Annotated in this window: 15 protein-coding genes; 7 read left to right on the top strand and 8 right to left on the bottom strand. The window is 69.9% G+C overall.

All coding sequences use genetic code 11. The annotated features are described in order from the left end of the window. Positions 1 to 17: 17 nt before the first annotated feature. The 3 genes from OG729_RS11595 to OG729_RS11605 are packed head-to-tail and all read right to left on the bottom strand — an operon-like array spanning position 18 to position 2484. Positions 18 to 311 carry a hypothetical protein gene (locus tag OG729_RS11595; RefSeq protein WP_360877667.1) on the bottom strand — a complete coding sequence of 98 codons (294 nt, stop codon included), beginning with the start codon at positions 309 to 311 and terminating at the stop codon, positions 18 to 20. Beyond that, positions 308 to 925: a sigma-70 family RNA polymerase sigma factor gene (locus tag OG729_RS11600; RefSeq protein WP_405805862.1), complete on the bottom strand. Its 618-nt coding sequence runs from the start codon at positions 923 to 925 to the stop codon at positions 308 to 310. Before OG729_RS11600 ends, OG729_RS11595 begins: the two co-directional genes overlap by 4 nt. Next, a complete protein-coding gene (locus OG729_RS11605; protein ID WP_405805863.1) occupies positions 922 to 2484 on the bottom strand; it encodes a sodium:solute symporter in 1563 nt (520 codons plus the stop codon). The genes OG729_RS11600 and OG729_RS11605 overlap by 4 nt, the downstream gene beginning before the upstream one ends. A 171-nt stretch (positions 2485 to 2655) precedes the next feature. Here OG729_RS11605 and OG729_RS11610 point away from each other — a divergent pair, with 171 nt between their 5' ends. From OG729_RS11610 to OG729_RS11630, 5 genes are all read left to right on the top strand, one after another. After that, the gene (locus OG729_RS11610; protein WP_405805864.1) at positions 2656 to 2880 is read left to right on the top strand and encodes a DUF3311 domain-containing protein; all 225 of its coding nucleotides are present in this window, start codon (positions 2656 to 2658) and stop codon (positions 2878 to 2880) included. A gap of 84 nt (positions 2881 to 2964) precedes the next feature. Further along, positions 2965 to 5085 carry a carbon starvation CstA family protein gene (locus tag OG729_RS11615; RefSeq protein WP_405805866.1) on the top strand — a complete coding sequence of 707 codons (2121 nt, stop codon included), beginning with the start codon at positions 2965 to 2967 and terminating at the stop codon, positions 5083 to 5085. Next, on the top strand, positions 5082 to 5270 hold the full coding sequence (locus OG729_RS11620; RefSeq protein WP_405805867.1) for a YbdD/YjiX family protein: 189 nt from the start codon (positions 5082 to 5084) through the stop codon (positions 5268 to 5270). The genes OG729_RS11615 and OG729_RS11620 overlap by 4 nt, the downstream gene beginning before the upstream one ends. A gap of 154 nt (positions 5271 to 5424) precedes the next feature. Then, on the top strand, positions 5425 to 5880 hold the full coding sequence (locus tag OG729_RS11625) for an SRPBCC family protein (protein WP_360877687.1): 456 nt from the start codon (positions 5425 to 5427) through the stop codon (positions 5878 to 5880). Then, complete coding sequence (locus OG729_RS11630; RefSeq protein ID WP_405805868.1) at positions 5877 to 6227, top strand: ArsR/SmtB family transcription factor; 351 nt, start codon at positions 5877 to 5879, stop codon at positions 6225 to 6227. The genes OG729_RS11625 and OG729_RS11630 overlap by 4 nt, the downstream gene beginning before the upstream one ends. 28 nt (positions 6228 to 6255) lie before the next feature. Here OG729_RS11630 and OG729_RS11635 read toward each other — a convergent pair whose 3' ends face one another. The 3 genes from OG729_RS11635 to OG729_RS11645 all read right to left on the bottom strand — a co-directional run bounded on the left by OG729_RS11635 (position 6256) and on the right by OG729_RS11645 (position 9194). Next, complete coding sequence (locus OG729_RS11635; protein WP_405805870.1) at positions 6256 to 6495, bottom strand: hypothetical protein; 240 nt, start codon at positions 6493 to 6495, stop codon at positions 6256 to 6258. A gap of 108 nt (positions 6496 to 6603) precedes the next feature. After that, positions 6604 to 8235 carry an L-glutamate gamma-semialdehyde dehydrogenase gene (gene pruA / locus OG729_RS11640; protein ID WP_405805871.1) on the bottom strand — a complete coding sequence of 544 codons (1632 nt, stop codon included), beginning with the start codon at positions 8233 to 8235 and terminating at the stop codon, positions 6604 to 6606. Between the two features lie 32 nt (positions 8236 to 8267). After that, positions 8268 to 9194 (bottom strand): proline dehydrogenase family protein, encoded by a 927-nt coding sequence (locus tag OG729_RS11645; RefSeq protein ID WP_360877702.1) that lies wholly within the window; start codon positions 9192 to 9194, stop codon positions 8268 to 8270. Positions 9195 to 9369: 175 nt separating this feature from the next. Between OG729_RS11645 and OG729_RS11650 the strand changes: the two genes are divergently transcribed. Beyond that, on the top strand, positions 9370 to 10692 hold the full coding sequence (locus tag OG729_RS11650) for a PucR family transcriptional regulator (RefSeq protein ID WP_405805873.1): 1323 nt from the start codon (positions 9370 to 9372) through the stop codon (positions 10690 to 10692). A gap of 38 nt (positions 10693 to 10730) precedes the next feature. Here OG729_RS11650 and OG729_RS11655 read toward each other — a convergent pair whose 3' ends face one another. Next, entirely contained in the window at positions 10731 to 11306 is a 576-nt protein-coding gene (locus tag OG729_RS11655) for a TetR/AcrR family transcriptional regulator (RefSeq protein WP_405805874.1), read from the bottom strand. Positions 11307 to 11402: 96 nt separating this feature from the next. Between OG729_RS11655 and OG729_RS11660 the strand changes: the two genes are divergently transcribed. After that, positions 11403 to 12959, top strand: coding sequence for an MFS transporter (locus OG729_RS11660; RefSeq protein ID WP_405805876.1), 1557 nt, complete (start codon positions 11403 to 11405; stop codon positions 12957 to 12959). Positions 12960 to 13020: 61 nt separating this feature from the next. Here the strand turns inward: OG729_RS11660 and serA are convergent, their stop codons facing one another. Continuing rightward, positions 13021 to 14613: a phosphoglycerate dehydrogenase gene (serA, locus tag OG729_RS11665; RefSeq protein WP_360877715.1), complete on the bottom strand. Its 1593-nt coding sequence runs from the start codon at positions 14611 to 14613 to the stop codon at positions 13021 to 13023. Between the last annotated feature and the right edge of the window lie 127 nt (positions 14614 to 14740).

Consider the following 14740-nt stretch of genomic DNA (forward strand, 5'->3'; position numbering starts at 1 on the left):
CCGTCCGTATCACGTACTCATGGCTGCCCGGCGTATCCGTCCGCGGAGGCGACCGGGCTGTGGGCGCCGCTGAAGATCGCGCCGGTGCCGGAGGGCGTCTGGTTCAGGACCCAGAGGCCGATCAGTACGGCGAGAGCGAAGACGACCGTGATGAGGACCGCGAGAACGAGACGGCGCCTGCGTTCCCGGCGGAGCCAGCCGCCGCGAGCGGTGCGATAGGCGTCAGGGGCGGGTTGCACCTGGACGGCGAGGGCTTCGAGGGCCTCACGAAGCTGCTTCTCGGCACCGGGGGTGCCTGGGGTGCTGCTCATCGCCGTGCCTCCATCGCCTGGGTGAGAGCGGCGAGGCCGCGCGCGGTGTGGGTCTTGACCGAGCCTGCCGAAATGCCCATCGCCGCGGCTATCTCGCTTTCCTTGAGACCGAGCCAGTGGCGCAGCACAAGGGCTTCGCGCTGCCGGGCGGGCAGTTGCTGGAGGGCGCCCACCAGCACCCGCTGGTCGTCATGGAGCAGGGCCGAGTTCTCTGCCGAGGCGACCAGGTCGGTCGGCGGGGCCTCGGCGTGCCGGCGGGCGACCTGGAGATGGCGTATCCGCATCCGGGTCAGATTGCAGACGGTGGAGCGCAGATACGCCTCCGCGGACTCGGCGTCGCGGAGCTTCCGCCACTTCCGGTAGATCTGGTAGTAGGCCTCGGCCACGATGTTCTCGGGGTCGTCGGCGCCCAGCAGCGCGGCGAGGCGGAGCATCGAGGCATAGTGCTGGTCGAAGAGCCGGGCGACGGCCGCCTCCCGCTCCCGTTCCACCGGATCGGCCGAAACCGATGCGGGAGCCGAAACCGGCACAGGAGCGGGCGCCGGGGCTGCGGCCGGAGCGGCCGGCTGCCCCGCGGGCGCCGGGACAGCAGTGGGTCTGATGGTGCGTCTCATGCGCTGCTCGCTCCCGTGCCGGGCCGGTTCCTGACCGTCGGGCCAGGGGGCAGTGTGGTGGAGTCCGTACCTCGGGGGGTGCCGATCCGGTCCAGTACCGCGGTACCGGCCAGCGCGACCACGAGGTTGAGGATCAGGGCGGCCAGCCCCGCGTAGATCTCCGGGGAATGACCGGGCGGGCCGAGCGGTACGACGGGCGAGAAACCCTCTCGTACGACCATGACAGTGCCGAACACCATCCCGGCGGCCCATCCGGCGAGCAGCGCCCGATGGTGCAACCGGCGGGTGAACAGCCCGATGGCCACCGCGGGGAAGATCTGGAGAATCCAGACGCCGCCGAGGAGCTGGAGATTGATGGCGTCCTGGTCCCGCAGCCCGAAGACGAACGCGACCGCACCCGCCTTCGCGGTGAGCGAGACGGCCTTGGCTATTCGGACCTGACGCTTGGGGGTTGCGGTGGGGTGGAAGTACTCGGCATACACATTGCGTACGAACGAGGTCGCTGCCGCGATCGACATGACGGCGGCCGGTACCAGCGCCCCCACGGTGATCGCGCCGAAGACCAGACCTGCCAGCGGCGCCGGCATGATGCGGTCCACCAGGATGGGAACCGCGGCCTCGGCGCCACCCTCGGGCGCCCGTACGCCCGAGGCGAGCGCCGCGATGCCGAGGAACCCGAAGAGGGCAAGCACGGCGGTCCAGGCCGGCAGGGCCACTGCGACCCGGCGCAGGACGCGCGGACCGGAGGCGGCGAAGGCGGCCGTGAGAACGTGCGGGTACATCAGCAGGGCCAGCGCCGAGCCCAGGGCCAGCGTGGCGAAGGCCGGCTGCTGGTCGGGGCTGAGGACGAGGGAGGCGCTGCCCGCGTCCGGACCGGTGAGCCGGCGGGCGGCCTCCTCGAAGACCGCCCCGGGTCCGCCCAGCCTGGCCAGGACGAGCCAGCTGACGGCGAGTACCGAGCCGAAGACCGCCACGCCCTTGAGCGCCGAGATGACGGTGGGCGCACGCAGACCGTGCCGGTAGGTCGCGACCGCGAGACCGGCGAAGATCGCGGCCATCGCCAGATCACCGGTGGCGGCACTCGGATAGAGGCCGCCCGCGGTGAGCACGGCGCGGATGCCCAGGAGCTGCAGGGCGAGGTAGGGCATGGTGGCGAGGATGCCGGTGAGCGCGACCACCAGGGCCAGCGGCGCCGAACCGTAGCGTCCGCGCACGAAGTCGGCGGCGGTCACATATCCGTGGTCCCGCGCCACGCTCCACATCCGGGGCAGCAGTACGAAGGCGAGCGGGCAGACGATCACGGTGTAGGGGAGGGCGAAGAAGGCGGGTGCCCCGTTGCCGTACACCAGGCCGGGTACGGCGGCGAAGGTGTACGCGGTGAAGATGGTGCCGCCGAGCAGCAACCAGGTCCAGACGGTGCCCAGACTCCGGTCGGCCAGCGCCCAGCCTTCCAGGGAGGGCAGGTCGTCGGTGGCGTGCAGACGGCGGGCGGTGACTGCGAGCAGGGACGCACCGCCGATGACGGCGAGGAACGCCGCGGCCATGGGGCCTTCAGTCATCGGTCACCGTCCTTGGTGTCCTGGGAGTGCGCGAGCCCTGTCGCATACGAGTTGCGCAGAGGGCCGGGTGCGATGACAGGAAATCCAGGGAAATCTCATCGAAATTTGCTGTCAACCCAATCGCGGACGCGAGCAACTCTTGCACAGACCGACAGGAACGAGGAGGGCACTGTGGTACGGATCGCGCTCCCTCACCACGTCTGGCGCCGGGTCGCGGCCGGTGTCTGCCTCGTCGCTCCCGTCGTCGCCCTGCTCTGGGTGCCCTGGTACGCGCAGGACCGGCCACAGCTGGCCGGGGTGCCGTTCTTCTACTGGTACCAGCTGGCCTGGGTGCCGGGGTGCAGTCTCGCCGTTCTCGCGGCGTATGCGCTGATCCGGCGTCCGCCCAAACCCTGAGCTCTCAGCGCTTCACCCTGCACCCCTCACCTTTCACTCCTGATCCGCCGAGTCACTCCTGATCCGCCGAGCCGAGGATCCGCCATGCCCAGAACCACCCGTGTACGCCCGAAATCCATTGCTTTGTGGACCTGTATCGCCCTCCTGGGCGCCGGCGCCTGGGGCGTGGTGGCCCTGGCCCGGGGCGAGGAGATCTCCGCCGTGTGGCTGGTGGTCGCGGCCCTGGGTTCGTATGCCATCGCGTACCGCTTCTACTCACGCTTCATCGCCCGGCGCGTGCTGAAGCTCGACGACAGCCGGGCCACCCCCGCCGAGCGGCTCGAGGACGACGTCGACTTCCAGCCGACCGACCGCCGGGTCCTGCTGGGACATCACTTCGCGGCGATCGCCGGGGCCGGGCCGCTGGTCGGGCCGGTGCTGGCGGCCCAGATGGGGTATCTGCCCGGGACCATCTGGATCGTCGTCGGGGTGATCTTCGCCGGGGCGGTGCAGGACATGGTGGTGCTGTTCCTGTCCATGCGCCGGGACGGCAAGAGCCTGGGCCAGATGGCCCGCGAGGAGATCGGCAAGGTGGGCGGGGCAGCCGCCCTGATCGCCGTCTTCGTCATCATGATCATCCTGCTGGGCGTACTGGCACTGGTCGTGGTCAACGCCCTCGCCCACTCCCCGTGGGGCACCTTCTCGGTCGCCATGACCATCCCCATCGCCCTCTTCATGGGCTTCTACCTGCACATCCTGCGCCCGGGGCGGGTGAGTGAGACCAGCCTGATCGGTGTCGCACTGCTGCTCCTCGCCATCGTCGGCGGCGGCTGGATCGAGAACTCCTCGCTCGCGGACGCCTTCACCTGGAGCCCCACGACCCTCGTCTTCTGCTTGGCCGGCTATGGATTCGTGGCCTCCGTCCTGCCGGTGTGGATGCTGCTGGCGCCGCGCGACTACCTCTCCACCTTCATGAAGATCGGCACCATCACGCTGCTCGCGGCCGGTGTACTGGTGGCCGCGCCGAAGCTGCGGGCCGATGCGGTGAGCGACTTCGCCGGCTCCGGCACCGGGCCGGTCTTCGCCGGCTCCCTCTTCCCGTTCCTGTTCATCACCATCGCCTGCGGCGCACTGTCCGGCTTCCACTCCCTGGTCGCCTCCGGGACCACCCCGAAGCTGATCCAGAAGGAGTCCCAGGTCCGGATGATCGGCTACGGCGCGATGCTCATGGAGTCCTTCGTCGCCGTCATGGCCCTGATCGCCGCCGCCGTCCTCGACCCGGGGCTGTACTACGCGATGAACGCCCCCGCGGGACTGCTCGGCACCACCGTCGATTCCGCCTCCCAGGCGGTGGCCGGCCTCGGCTTCACGATCTCCCCCGACCAGCTGACCGCCGCCGCCAAGGCGGTGGAGGAACAGACTCTGATCGCCCGCTCCGGCGGGGCGCCCACACTGGCGGTCGGCATGTCGGAGATCTTCTCCGGGGTCTTCGGCGGCCATGCGATGAAGGCCTTCTGGTACCACTTCGCGATCATGTTCGAGGCGCTGTTCATCCTCACCACGGTCGACGCGGGCACCCGGGTGGGCCGCTTCATGCTTCAGGACATGCTCGGCAACGTCTACAAGCCGATCGGCCGCGTCAACTGGAAGCCGGGCATCTGGGTCAGCAGCGCGCTGGTCGTGGCCGCCTGGGGCTACTTCCTCTACACCGGCGCCACCGACCCGCTCGGCGGGATCAACCAGCTCTTCCCGCTCTTCGGCATCGCCAACCAGCTGCTCGCCGCCGTCGCCCTCACCGTCTGCACCACCGTCCTCGTCAAGTCCGGACGGCTGCGCCGGGCCTGGGTCACCGCCGTCCCGCTGGCCTGGGTGGTCGCGGTCACCTTCACCGCGGGCTGGCAGAAGATCTTCTCCGACGACCCTCGCGTCGGCTTCTTCGCCCAGCGGGCCCGCTACGCCGACGGCATCGACGCCGGCACCGTCCTCCCGCCCGCCAAGACCATGGACGACATGCACACCGTGGTCACCAACTCCACGGTCGACGGCGTTCTCATCGTCGTCTTCCTCCTGCTGGTCGTGACCGTGATCGCCAACGCGGCCGTGGTGTGCGCCCGCGCTCTGCACTCGTCGGCCCCGCTGCCCACGACGGAAGCGCCGTACGTCGCCTCGCAGATCGACGCAACGGTGCCAGCACCCCGTAAGGCGCTGGCCGGAGCCCGCGAATGACGCTCCGTCAGCTACTGAACGGACTGCGCCTGTACGTACGGGAGTTCAGCGGCGAGGCGGCATACGACCGCTACTGCGAGCGGCACCGCCGCCACCATCCGCACGCCCCTGTCCCGACCCGCCGGGAGTACGAGCACATGCGCACCCGGCACCGCGAGGCCAACCCGAGCAGCCGCTGCTGCTGACCGAACAGGGGTGCCGTGCCGCCGTACCGGCACGGCACCCCCGCCGGACGGCCCCGCGACAGCTGGCGCAACCGAATGGTTGCGCATTTCGGCCGGGACGTGCAACCATTGAGTAGCACGTTGCACGTCCTCGTCGAACAGGAGGCTCAACCTCATGAGCAAGGACCGCATCGAACGGGAAATCACCATCGCCGCGCCTGTGGAGCGCGTCTGGGCGGTGCTCACCGAGCCGGAGCACGTCGGCTCCTGGTTCGGACAGGGCAAGCCGACCCCGGTCGACCTGCGCCCGGGCGGAACCATGGAGCTGGATCACGGCCAGTACGGCCAGTTCCCCACCACGATCGTGAAGGTCGACCCGCCGCACCACTTCTCGTACCGCTGGGCGAGCGCCTTCCCCGGGGAGCAGGCGGTCGAGGGAAATTCCACCCTGGTGGAGTTCACCCTCACCCCGGACGGCGACAGCACGCACCTGCGCGTGGTGGAGACCGGCTTCGCCGCACTCGCCATCCCCGAGGACAGGATCGACACCGCCGGGTACGACAGCCACTCGGCGGGCTGGACCGAAGTGGTCGGCAACTTCCAGAAGTACGCGGAGCAACTCGCGGCATGACGGCGGACGCAGACCAGGAGGCCGTGACGGAGGTCCTGTCCGCGCTCGCGGACCCGACCCGCCGCCGGCTGCTCGACGCCCTCGCCGCGCACGGCGAGGCGACAGCCACGGTCCTGGCCACGGAGCTGCCGGTGAGCCGGCAGGCAATCGTCAAGCACCTCGCGGTTCTCACCCGGGCCGGCCTTGTGGCCGGTCGCCGGGAGGGCCGCGAGGCGCGCTACAGGGTGCTGCCCGCACGTCTCGGCGTCACCGCGCGGTGGATGGAACGGGTCGCGTCGGAGTGGGACACCAGGCTCGCGGCGATCAAGAACCTCGCCGAGGCCGACCCGGACGACAGCGACAGCTAGACCCTGTCCAGCCGATCTCCGGGCGGGGTTACGCCGACACCCTCCGGTGCAGCTCTCGCGCCACCCGCGCAATCCACTCGCCGAACTCCTGGCGGTGGTGCACCTGTCCCCCGCACAACGCGCTGACCTGCGCATCGGTGAGCCGATTCGGCCCGTCCACCGTCAGCAGTTCGCTCATCTCCCGCAGGACGCCCGCCAGCCGGACGGCGTCGTTGTGCTCGATCGCGTCGGCCCCGTGCCCGCCGCCGATCGTCGTGGAACCAGGCATCACGATCTCCTTTCGGCATCCCTCTTTGCAGCGTAGACCCGCCGAATGGAGTCCGCCCCCGTCCGGCTTGGGGGCCGGACGGGGGCGGAGCCTGTGAGGGCCGAAGCGTCAGCCCATGTGCGGGTAGGAGTAGTCCGTCGGCGGAACCAGCGTCTCCTTGATCGCGCGGGTCAGCGTCCAGCGCATCAGGTTCTGCGGGGCGCCCGCCTTGTCGTTCGTGCCGGAGGCGCGGCCACCGCCGAAGGGCTGCTGGCCGACCACCGCGCCGGTCGACTTGTCGTTGATGTAGAAGTTGCCCGCGGCGTAGCGCAGCTTCTCCATCGTGTACGCCGCCGCCGCACGGTCGTTCGCGACGACCGCGCCGGTCAGGGCGTACGCCGACGCCGACTCCATCTGCTCCAGCATGGCGTCGTACTGGTCGTCCTCGTAGACGTGGATGGCGAGGAAGGGGCCGAAGTACTCGGTCGTGAAGACCTCGTTCGAAGGGTCCGAGCACTCGACGACGGTCGGGCGGACGAAGTAGCCGACCGAGTCGTCGTAGCTTCCGCCCGCGACGATCGTGCAGGTCGGGTCCTGCTTCGCACGGTCGATCGCCGCCTTGTTCTTGGCGAAGGCGCGCTCGTCGATGACGGCGCCGATGAAGTTCGACAGGTCCGTGACGTCACCCATCTTGATCCCGTCGACCTCGGCCGCGAACTCCTCCTTGAAGCCGGAGTTCCAGATCGAGGCGGGGACGTACGCACGCGAGGACGCCGAACACTTCTGGCCCTGGAACTCGAAGGAGCCACGGGTCAGCGCGGTCTTCAGCACGGCGCGGTCGGCGCTCGGGTGGGCGACGACGAAGTCCTTGCCGCCCGTCTCGCCGACGATGCGCGGGTAGGAGCGGTACTTCTCGATGTTGTTGCCGACCGTCTTCCACAGGTGCTGGAAGGTCTTGGTCGAGCCGGTGAAGTGGATGCCGGCCAGGTCGGGGTGGTTCAGCGCCACTTCGGAGACGGCGATGCCGTCGCCCGTCACCAGGTTGATGACGCCCTTGGGCAGACCTGCCTCCTCCAGAAGCTGCATCAGCAGCACGGCGGCGTGGGTCTGCGTCGGGGACGGCTTCCACACGACGACATTGCCCATCAGGGCGGGGGCGGTCGGCAGGTTGCCGGCGATCGCGGTGAAGTTGAACGGCGTGATCGCGTAGACGAAGCCCTCGAGCGGGCGGTGGTCCAGACGGTTCCACACGCCGGGCGAGTTGGCGACCGGCTGCTCGGCGAGCAGGTCGCGGGCGTACTTGACGTTGAAGCGCCAGAAGTCGACGAGCTCGCAGGGGGTGTCGATCTCGGCCTGCTGCACGGTCTTCGACTGGCCGAGCATGGTGGAGGCGGCGAGTGTCTCGCGCCACGGGCCCGCCAGCAGTTCGGCCGCGCGCAGGATGATCGCGGCGCGGTCGTCGAAGGACATCGCACGCCACGCGGGCGCGGCGGCCAGCGCGGCGTCGATCGCGTCCTGCGCGTCCTGCTGGGTCGCGCCGGCGAAGGTGCCGATCACGGCCTTGTGGTTGTGCGGCTGTACGACGTCGACGCGCTCGCCGCCGCCCATCCGATTCACACCGCCGATCGTCATCGGCAGCTCGATCGGGTTCTCGGCCAGCTCCTTGAGCTTGGCCTCCAGGCGGGCGCGCTCGGGCGAACCGGGGGCGTAGCCGTGCACCGGCTCGTTGACCGGGGCGGGGACCTGGGTCACAGCGTCCATGAGTTCCGTAACTCCTTTGTGAGGGGTGGGGCTCAGCCCTTGGTGATCATCGACCGGACGAAGAACAGCAGGTTCGCGGGCTTCTCGGCGAGACGGCGCATGAAGTAGCCGTACCAGTCGGTGCCGTAAGCGGTGTAGACGCGCATGCGGTGACCCTCGGCCGCGAGCCGGACATGCTCGTCGCTGCGGATCCCGTACAGCATCTGGAACTCGTACTCATCCAGTTTGCGCCCGGCGCGGCGGGCAAGCTCCTGAGTGATGGAGATGAGACGCGGGTCGTGGGACCCGATCATCGGGTAGCCGTCGCCGTCCATCAGGATCTGCAGGATGCGGACGTACGCCTTGTCGATCTCCGCCTTGTCCTGGTACGCGACCGTGGCGGGCTCCTTGTACGCGCCCTTCACGATGCGTACGCGGCTGCCGGCCGCGGCGAGGCGGCGTGCGTCGTCCTCGGTGCGGAACAGATAGGCCTGGATCACACAGCCTGTCTGCGGGAAGTCCTGCCGCAGCTCCTCGTGGATGGCGAACATCGAGTCGAGGGTGGTGTGGTCCTCCGCGTCCAGCGTGACCGTGGTGCCGATGGCGGCGGCCGCCTCGACGACCGGGCGGACGTTGGCGAGGGCCAGTTCGTGACCGTCGTCCAGGGATTGGCCGAACATCGACAGCTTGACGGACATCTCGGCCTTGGTACCCAGGCCCAGGTCCTTGAGGTGGTCGATCAGCCGAAGGTAGGCGTCGCGCGCGGCGGCGGCCTGCTCGCGGGTGGTGATGTCCTCGCCCACCACGTCCAGGGTGACCTCAAGGCCCTTGCCCACGGTCTCCTCGACGATCGGGATGACCTGCTCGACCGTCTCACCGGCGATGAACCGGGCGACGACCTGCTTGGTCCCCGGGGCTGCCGAGACGAAGCGGCGCATCTTGTCGCTGCGCGACGCGGCGAGGATCACGGGACCCAGCACGGGGCACCTCCACGGAAACAGGGGTTGAGGGAGACCGGACCCGAACGAATCGGGAACAGCACGAAGAACCACCGTGAAACCTAAGGATCGCTTTGATCCTGGGCCATCGACAGCTGTCACGCATCCGTGGCCCGGATCTCAGACATATGTCTGAAGAGGGTGCGAGAATGTCCGGATGAAGGGCGATTACCAGGAACTGGTCGACGAAATCTCGGCGCTGCTTGCCGTCCCCGCGACGCTGGAGGACCGGGACTTCGGCCTGATCGCCTTCGCGCACGACAGCGACAGCGAATTCGACGAAACCACGCTGGACCCGGTCAGGACGCGTTCGATCCTGACCCGGAAGTCCACGCCCGCGGTCCGCGCCTGGTTCGAGGGCTTCGGCATCGCGCGCGCGACCGGCCCGGTCCGCATCCCGGCGGCCCCGGACGCGGGGGTCTTCCGGGACCGGATCTGCCTTCCCGTACGCCACCGGGGCATCGTGCTCGGTTACGTATGGCTGCTCGACGCGACGCCGGGCCCCACGGAGGAACAGCTGGCGGCGGCGATGGAGGTGACGGCGAGGATCGGCACGCTGCTGGCGGACGAGGAGCGGGCGGGGTCGGACCTGTCCCGCGAGTTCCGCGCGGTGCTGACGGCGGAGGGCGGCTGGCAGTACGACATGGCGGTGTCCGCGCTGCGGGCGGCGCTGGGGGGCGCGGAGGCGGACGGCCTGCACGCGGTGGTGTGCGTGACACCGTGGACGGAGGCGGACGCACCGTCGTCCCGCTCCCTGCCGGGTACGGCGGCGCTGTGCACGCTGCGGTGGGATGCGGGCATGCACCCCGTCGCCGGTGCGGCCTGGGCCGGACAGCCGGGTGGCCGTCTGGGAGCAGCGGCCCGCCGTGGCGCGGCAGGCGAGGCGGAAGGCGCCGGGGCGGACGCCCCGGCAGGCGCGGCGGACCGCCGCGCATCCGCCGTCGCGGTCCCCGCGGAGGACGCGCCGGACACCCACGCGCTTGCCGTACTCGTCCGGCTCCGGTCGGCCGATGCCCTCTCCCCCGTCCTCACCGCCGCGGACCGGCTCCGCGACTCCGCGGGCGCGGGCCGGGCGGCCGCCGGGGTCGCCGTCCCCCGCCGCGGTCTCGCCGAGCTCAACACCGCCTGGCTGGAGGCGACTTCAGCCGCGCGGACCGCGCACGCCCAGCCCCGGCTCGGCCCGGTCGCCCAGTGGGCGGACATCGGTCCGTACCGCATGCTGACCGCATTGCCCGCGGACACCGCGCACGACCCAGCCGTACGCGAGCTGCTGGACCCCTCCCATGCCGAACTGGCCCGTACCGCCGAGATGTTCCTCGACTGCGCGGGCCAGGCGAGCCGCACGGCCGCGGCGCTCGGCATCCACCGGCAGACGCTCTACTACCGCCTCTCGCGGGTGGAGCAGCTCACCGGACTCGATCTCGCGGAGGGCGAGGACAGACTGCTGCTGCACATGGCGCTGAAGGCGGCGCGGTTGTAGCCGCCCGCGTCGGTCAACCCGCGCTCGGGCCCGACTTGTCAGGCCTGGCTCTCGAGAACCGCCCGCAGCCCGTCCGTGAGGTCCTTCGCCGACGGCGCGGTCTCGGGGTCGACCATCCACTGGATCATCACGCCCGCCACCAGCGCCTGGTAGAAGAGGCCCGCCACCCGGGCCTTCTCCGGATCGGCCTGCGGGTCCAGGCCGAGGAAGCCCTCGGCCATGCCCGCCCTGCCCTCCTTCTGCGGCCCAAGGATCGCCTGGCGCAGCTGCTCGTCCTCGTCCAGCCGCGACACGACCTCCAGTTGGAGCTTCCAGACCGCCCGACTGGCGTCGAACGCGGCGATGACCTGCTCCCAGGTCTTCTCGAAACGCTCGATCGGATCCTTGGGCAACGCGGCCGCTTCCTTGTTGGCCGGCCCGACCGCGTCACCCCACTCCTCGGTGACCGCCAGGAAGGCCTGGTTGAGCAGGGCCTCCTTGGAGCCGTAGTGGTAACCGATGGAAGCCAGATTCGTGCCGGAGGCGGCGACGATGTCGCGCGCGGTCGTCCGGGCGTAGCCCTTTTCCAGCAGGCAGCGCTTGGCGCCTTCGAGCAGATCCTCACGATGTCCCATGTCAGCAGCGTACTCCGCAGACATACAGCCGTCCCATACGAACGTCTTAAACGCTCGTACTAGACAAGCGTTTAAGACGCCCGTACATTGCTCTGCATGACGAACTCCACCGCACTTCGCGCCGGCCGCCGGGAATGGACCTCCTTCGTCGTCCTCCTGCTGCCCCTCCTCCTGGTCTCGATGGACGTCTCGGTCCTCTACTTCGCCATCCCGGCGATCAGCCGCGAACTGGATCCGAGCAGCACCCAGCAGCTGTGGATCTTCGACATCTACGCCTTCGCCCTCGCCGGCCTGCTGATCACCATGGGCTCGCTCGGCGACCGCATCGGCCGCCGCAAGCTCCTGCTGATCGGGGCAACGGCCTTCGGGATCGCCTCAGTCGGCGCGGCGTACGCACAGAGCGCCGAAATGCTCATCGCCGCACGGGCATTGCTCGGCATCGGCGGCGCCACCCTGATGCCCTCCACCATGGCCCTGGTCCGCAACATGTTCCAGGACGACAAGCAGCGCAGCCAGGCGATCGGCATCTGGTCGGGCGCCATGGCCGGTGGTATCGCCCTCGGTTCGGTGATGAGCGGCGTCATGCTCAACCACTTCTGGTGGGGCTCGGTCTTCCTGATCAATGTGCCCGCGATGCTCCTTCTGCTGGTCCTGGTGCCGGTGCTGGTACCGGAGTTCAAGGACCCCGCCCCCGGCCGCTTCGACCTGCTGAGCGTGCCGCTGTCGATGGGTGCGGTCCTGCCTGTGGTGTACGGACTGAAGGAGATCGCGGCCGAGGGCTTCAGCATCGCCATGGCGCTGTGCATCGCGGCCGGTCTGGCTGTCGGCGCGCTCTTCGTACACCGCCAGCGGAGCCGTACCGACGCGATGATCAGCCGGGAGCTCTTCCGGAACCGCGTCTTCGGCTCCGGGATCGCGCTCAACACCGCCGCCGCCTTCGCGATGATGGGCTCGGCCTACTTCACCACCCAGTACCTCCAGTCCGTGCTCGGCATGGGCACCATGGAGGCCGCGCTGTGGAGCATGGCCCCGTCCTTCGCGGTCGGCGCCGCGGCCCCGACCGCGTCCGCGCTCGCCCAGAAGATCGACCGGGCCCATGTCGTCGCGGCCGGATTCCTCATCGCCGCCGCGGGGTTCGCCCTGCTCACCCTGACCGGCACGGACTCGCTCTGGCTGCTGCTGGCCGGCGCGGCCGTCATCGGCTGCGGCATCGTCACCGTCATGGCGCTGGTCTCGGACCTGGCACTGTCCGCCACCCCGATGGAGAAGGCCGGTTCGGCCGCCTCCCTGCTCGAGACGGGTCAGGAGTTCGGCGGAGCGCTGGGCATGGCGGTCCTCGGCTCCATCGGTACGGCGGTCTACCGCGCGGACCTCGGGGACTCCGCGCCGAAGGGTGTACCGGCTGACGCCTTGGACACGATCCGCGAAACGCTGGGCGGCGCGTCGGCGGTCGCCGGGCAACTGCCGGGGAGGCTCGGCGATTCGGTCCTGGGCGTCGCCCGGGAGGCGTTCACGCACGGCATGCAGCTGGCGTCGGTGGGCGCGGGGGTGCTGCTGGTTGCGGCGGCGGTGCTCGCGGCGACGCTGCTGCGGGGCGCACAGAAGGACAGCAGCAGCGAGGTGCCCACACCCGAGCCGGTCCTCGGGCACTGACACCCGACATCGCGAAGGGCCCGGCTCACCACAGTGAGCCGGGCCCTTCGCGATGTACGGATCAGTCCGTCAGGTTCACCGAACGGGCCGAGGCCGCGCCGATCTCGTCCGCGATCTCCGACAGCACCTGCGGCGGCACCGTGTCGTCCACGGTCAGCACGACGACCGCCTCGCCGCCCTCCTCCGAGCGCGAGACCTGCATGCCCGCGATGTTCAGTCCGGCCTCGCCGAGGATCCGGCCGACCGTGCCGACGACGCCGGGGCGGTCCTCGTAGCGCAGCACGACCATGTGGTCGGCGAGCGCCAGGTCGATGTCGTAGTCGCCGATCGCGACGATCTTCTGGAGGTGCTTGGGGCCGGCCAGTGTGCCGGAGACCGCGACCTCCTCGCCGCCCGAGAGCGTGCCGCGGACCGTGACGACGTTGCGGTGGTCCGGCGACTCCGAGCTCGTCGTCAGCCGCACCTCGACACCGCGCTCCTGCGCGAACAGCGGAGCGTTGACGTACGAGACGGTCTCGTCGACGACGTCCTCGAACACGCCCTTGAGCGCGGACAGTTCCAGCACCTTGACGTCGTGCTGGGTGATCTCGCCGTACACCTCGACATCGAGCCTGACCGCGACCTCGCCCGCCAGCGCGGTGAAGATGCGGCCGAGCTTCTCGGCGAGCGGCAGACCGGGCCGTACGTCCTCGGCGATGACGCCGCCCTGGACGTTGACGGCGTCCGGCACGAGCTCACCGGCGAGCGCGAGACGCACGGAACGCGCGACGGCGACGCCCGCCTTCTCCTGCGCCTCGTCCGTGGACGCGCCGAGGTGCGGGGTGCAGACGACCTGGTCCAGCTCGAACAGCGGGGAGTCCGTGCACGGCTCCTTCGCGTACACATCGAGGCCCGCGCCCGCGACCCGGCCCTCCTTGAGCGCCGAGAACAGCGCCTCCTCGTCGACGATCCCGCCGCGAGCGGCGTTGACGATGCGGACGGTCGGCTTGACCTTGTGCAGCGCCTCGTCGCCGATGAGGCCGAGGGTCTCGGGGGTCTTCGGCAGATGGACGGTGATGAAGTCGGAGACCTCGAGCAGCTCGTCGAGCGAGAGCAGCTTGACGCCCATCTGCGCGGCGCGCGCGGGCTGTACGTAGGGGTCGTACGCGACGATCTTCATCCCGAAGGCGGACATCCGCTGGGCGACCAGGACACCGATCCGGCCGAGGCCCACGACGCCGAGGGTCTTCTCGCTCAGCTCGACGCCGGTGTACTTGGAGCGCTTCCACTCGCCGTTCTTCAGGGCGGTGTTGGCCTGCGGGATATTGCGCGCGGTGGCGACGAGCAGACCGCACGCGAGCTCGGCGGCGGTGACGATGTTCGACGTGGGGGCGTTGACAACCATCACGCCGGCCTTGGTGGCGACGGAGACGTCGACGTTGTCCAGACCGACGCCCGCGCGGGCGACGACACGCAGCTTCTTCGCCACGGCGATGGCCTCGGCGTCGACCTTGGTGGCGGAGCGTACGAGGATCGCGTCGACATCGGCGATGGCGGGGAGCAGCTCCGCGCGGTCGGCGCCGTTGCAGTGCCGGATCTCGAAGTCCGGGCCCAGCGCGTCGACGGTGGCGGGCGACAGCTCTTCAGCGATGAGTACGACAGGTTTCGAGCTCACGTGAGTCCTCACTAGTCCAGTGCGGACGGCCGTCCCGACGGCCGCAGGCGGTGGAGGGGGCTAGCCGCGTGGAAGACGCACGACACTGTGGGCCTGACGCGTATGTGTTGAGCAGTGTAGTGGTGCA

Source organism: Streptomyces sp. NBC_00210 (assembly GCF_045160975.1).
GTDB lineage: Bacteria > Actinomycetota > Actinomycetes > Streptomycetales > Streptomycetaceae > Streptomyces.

What these genes read in the sequence shown, in the direction of transcription:
- OG729_RS11595 (WP_360877667.1), bottom strand. Translation starts at nt 311, where the DNA reads ATGAGCAGCACCCCAGGCACCCCCGGTGCCGAGAAGCAGCTTCGTGAG.
- OG729_RS11600 (WP_405805862.1), bottom strand. Translation starts at nt 925, where the DNA reads ATGAGACGCACCATCAGACCCACTGCTGTCCCGGCGCCCGCGGGGCAG.
- OG729_RS11605 (WP_405805863.1), bottom strand. Translation starts at nt 2,484, where the DNA reads ATGACTGAAGGCCCCATGGCCGCGGCGTTCCTCGCCGTCATCGGCGGT.
- OG729_RS11615 (WP_405805866.1), top strand. Translation starts at nt 2,965, where the DNA reads ATGCCCAGAACCACCCGTGTACGCCCGAAATCCATTGCTTTGTGGACC.
- OG729_RS11620 (WP_405805867.1), top strand. Translation starts at nt 5,082, where the DNA reads ATGACGCTCCGTCAGCTACTGAACGGACTGCGCCTGTACGTACGGGAG.
- OG729_RS11625 (WP_360877687.1), top strand. Translation starts at nt 5,425, where the DNA reads ATGAGCAAGGACCGCATCGAACGGGAAATCACCATCGCCGCGCCTGTG.
- OG729_RS11630 (WP_405805868.1), top strand. Translation starts at nt 5,877, where the DNA reads ATGACGGCGGACGCAGACCAGGAGGCCGTGACGGAGGTCCTGTCCGCG.
- OG729_RS11635 (WP_405805870.1), bottom strand. Translation starts at nt 6,495, where the DNA reads ATGCCTGGTTCCACGACGATCGGCGGCGGGCACGGGGCCGACGCGATC.
- pruA (WP_405805871.1), bottom strand. Translation starts at nt 8,235, where the DNA reads ATGGACGCTGTGACCCAGGTCCCCGCCCCGGTCAACGAGCCGGTGCAC.
- OG729_RS11650 (WP_405805873.1), top strand. Translation starts at nt 9,370, where the DNA reads ATGAAGGGCGATTACCAGGAACTGGTCGACGAAATCTCGGCGCTGCTT.
- OG729_RS11655 (WP_405805874.1), bottom strand. Translation starts at nt 11,306, where the DNA reads ATGGGACATCGTGAGGATCTGCTCGAAGGCGCCAAGCGCTGCCTGCTG.
- OG729_RS11660 (WP_405805876.1), top strand. Translation starts at nt 11,403, where the DNA reads ATGACGAACTCCACCGCACTTCGCGCCGGCCGCCGGGAATGGACCTCC.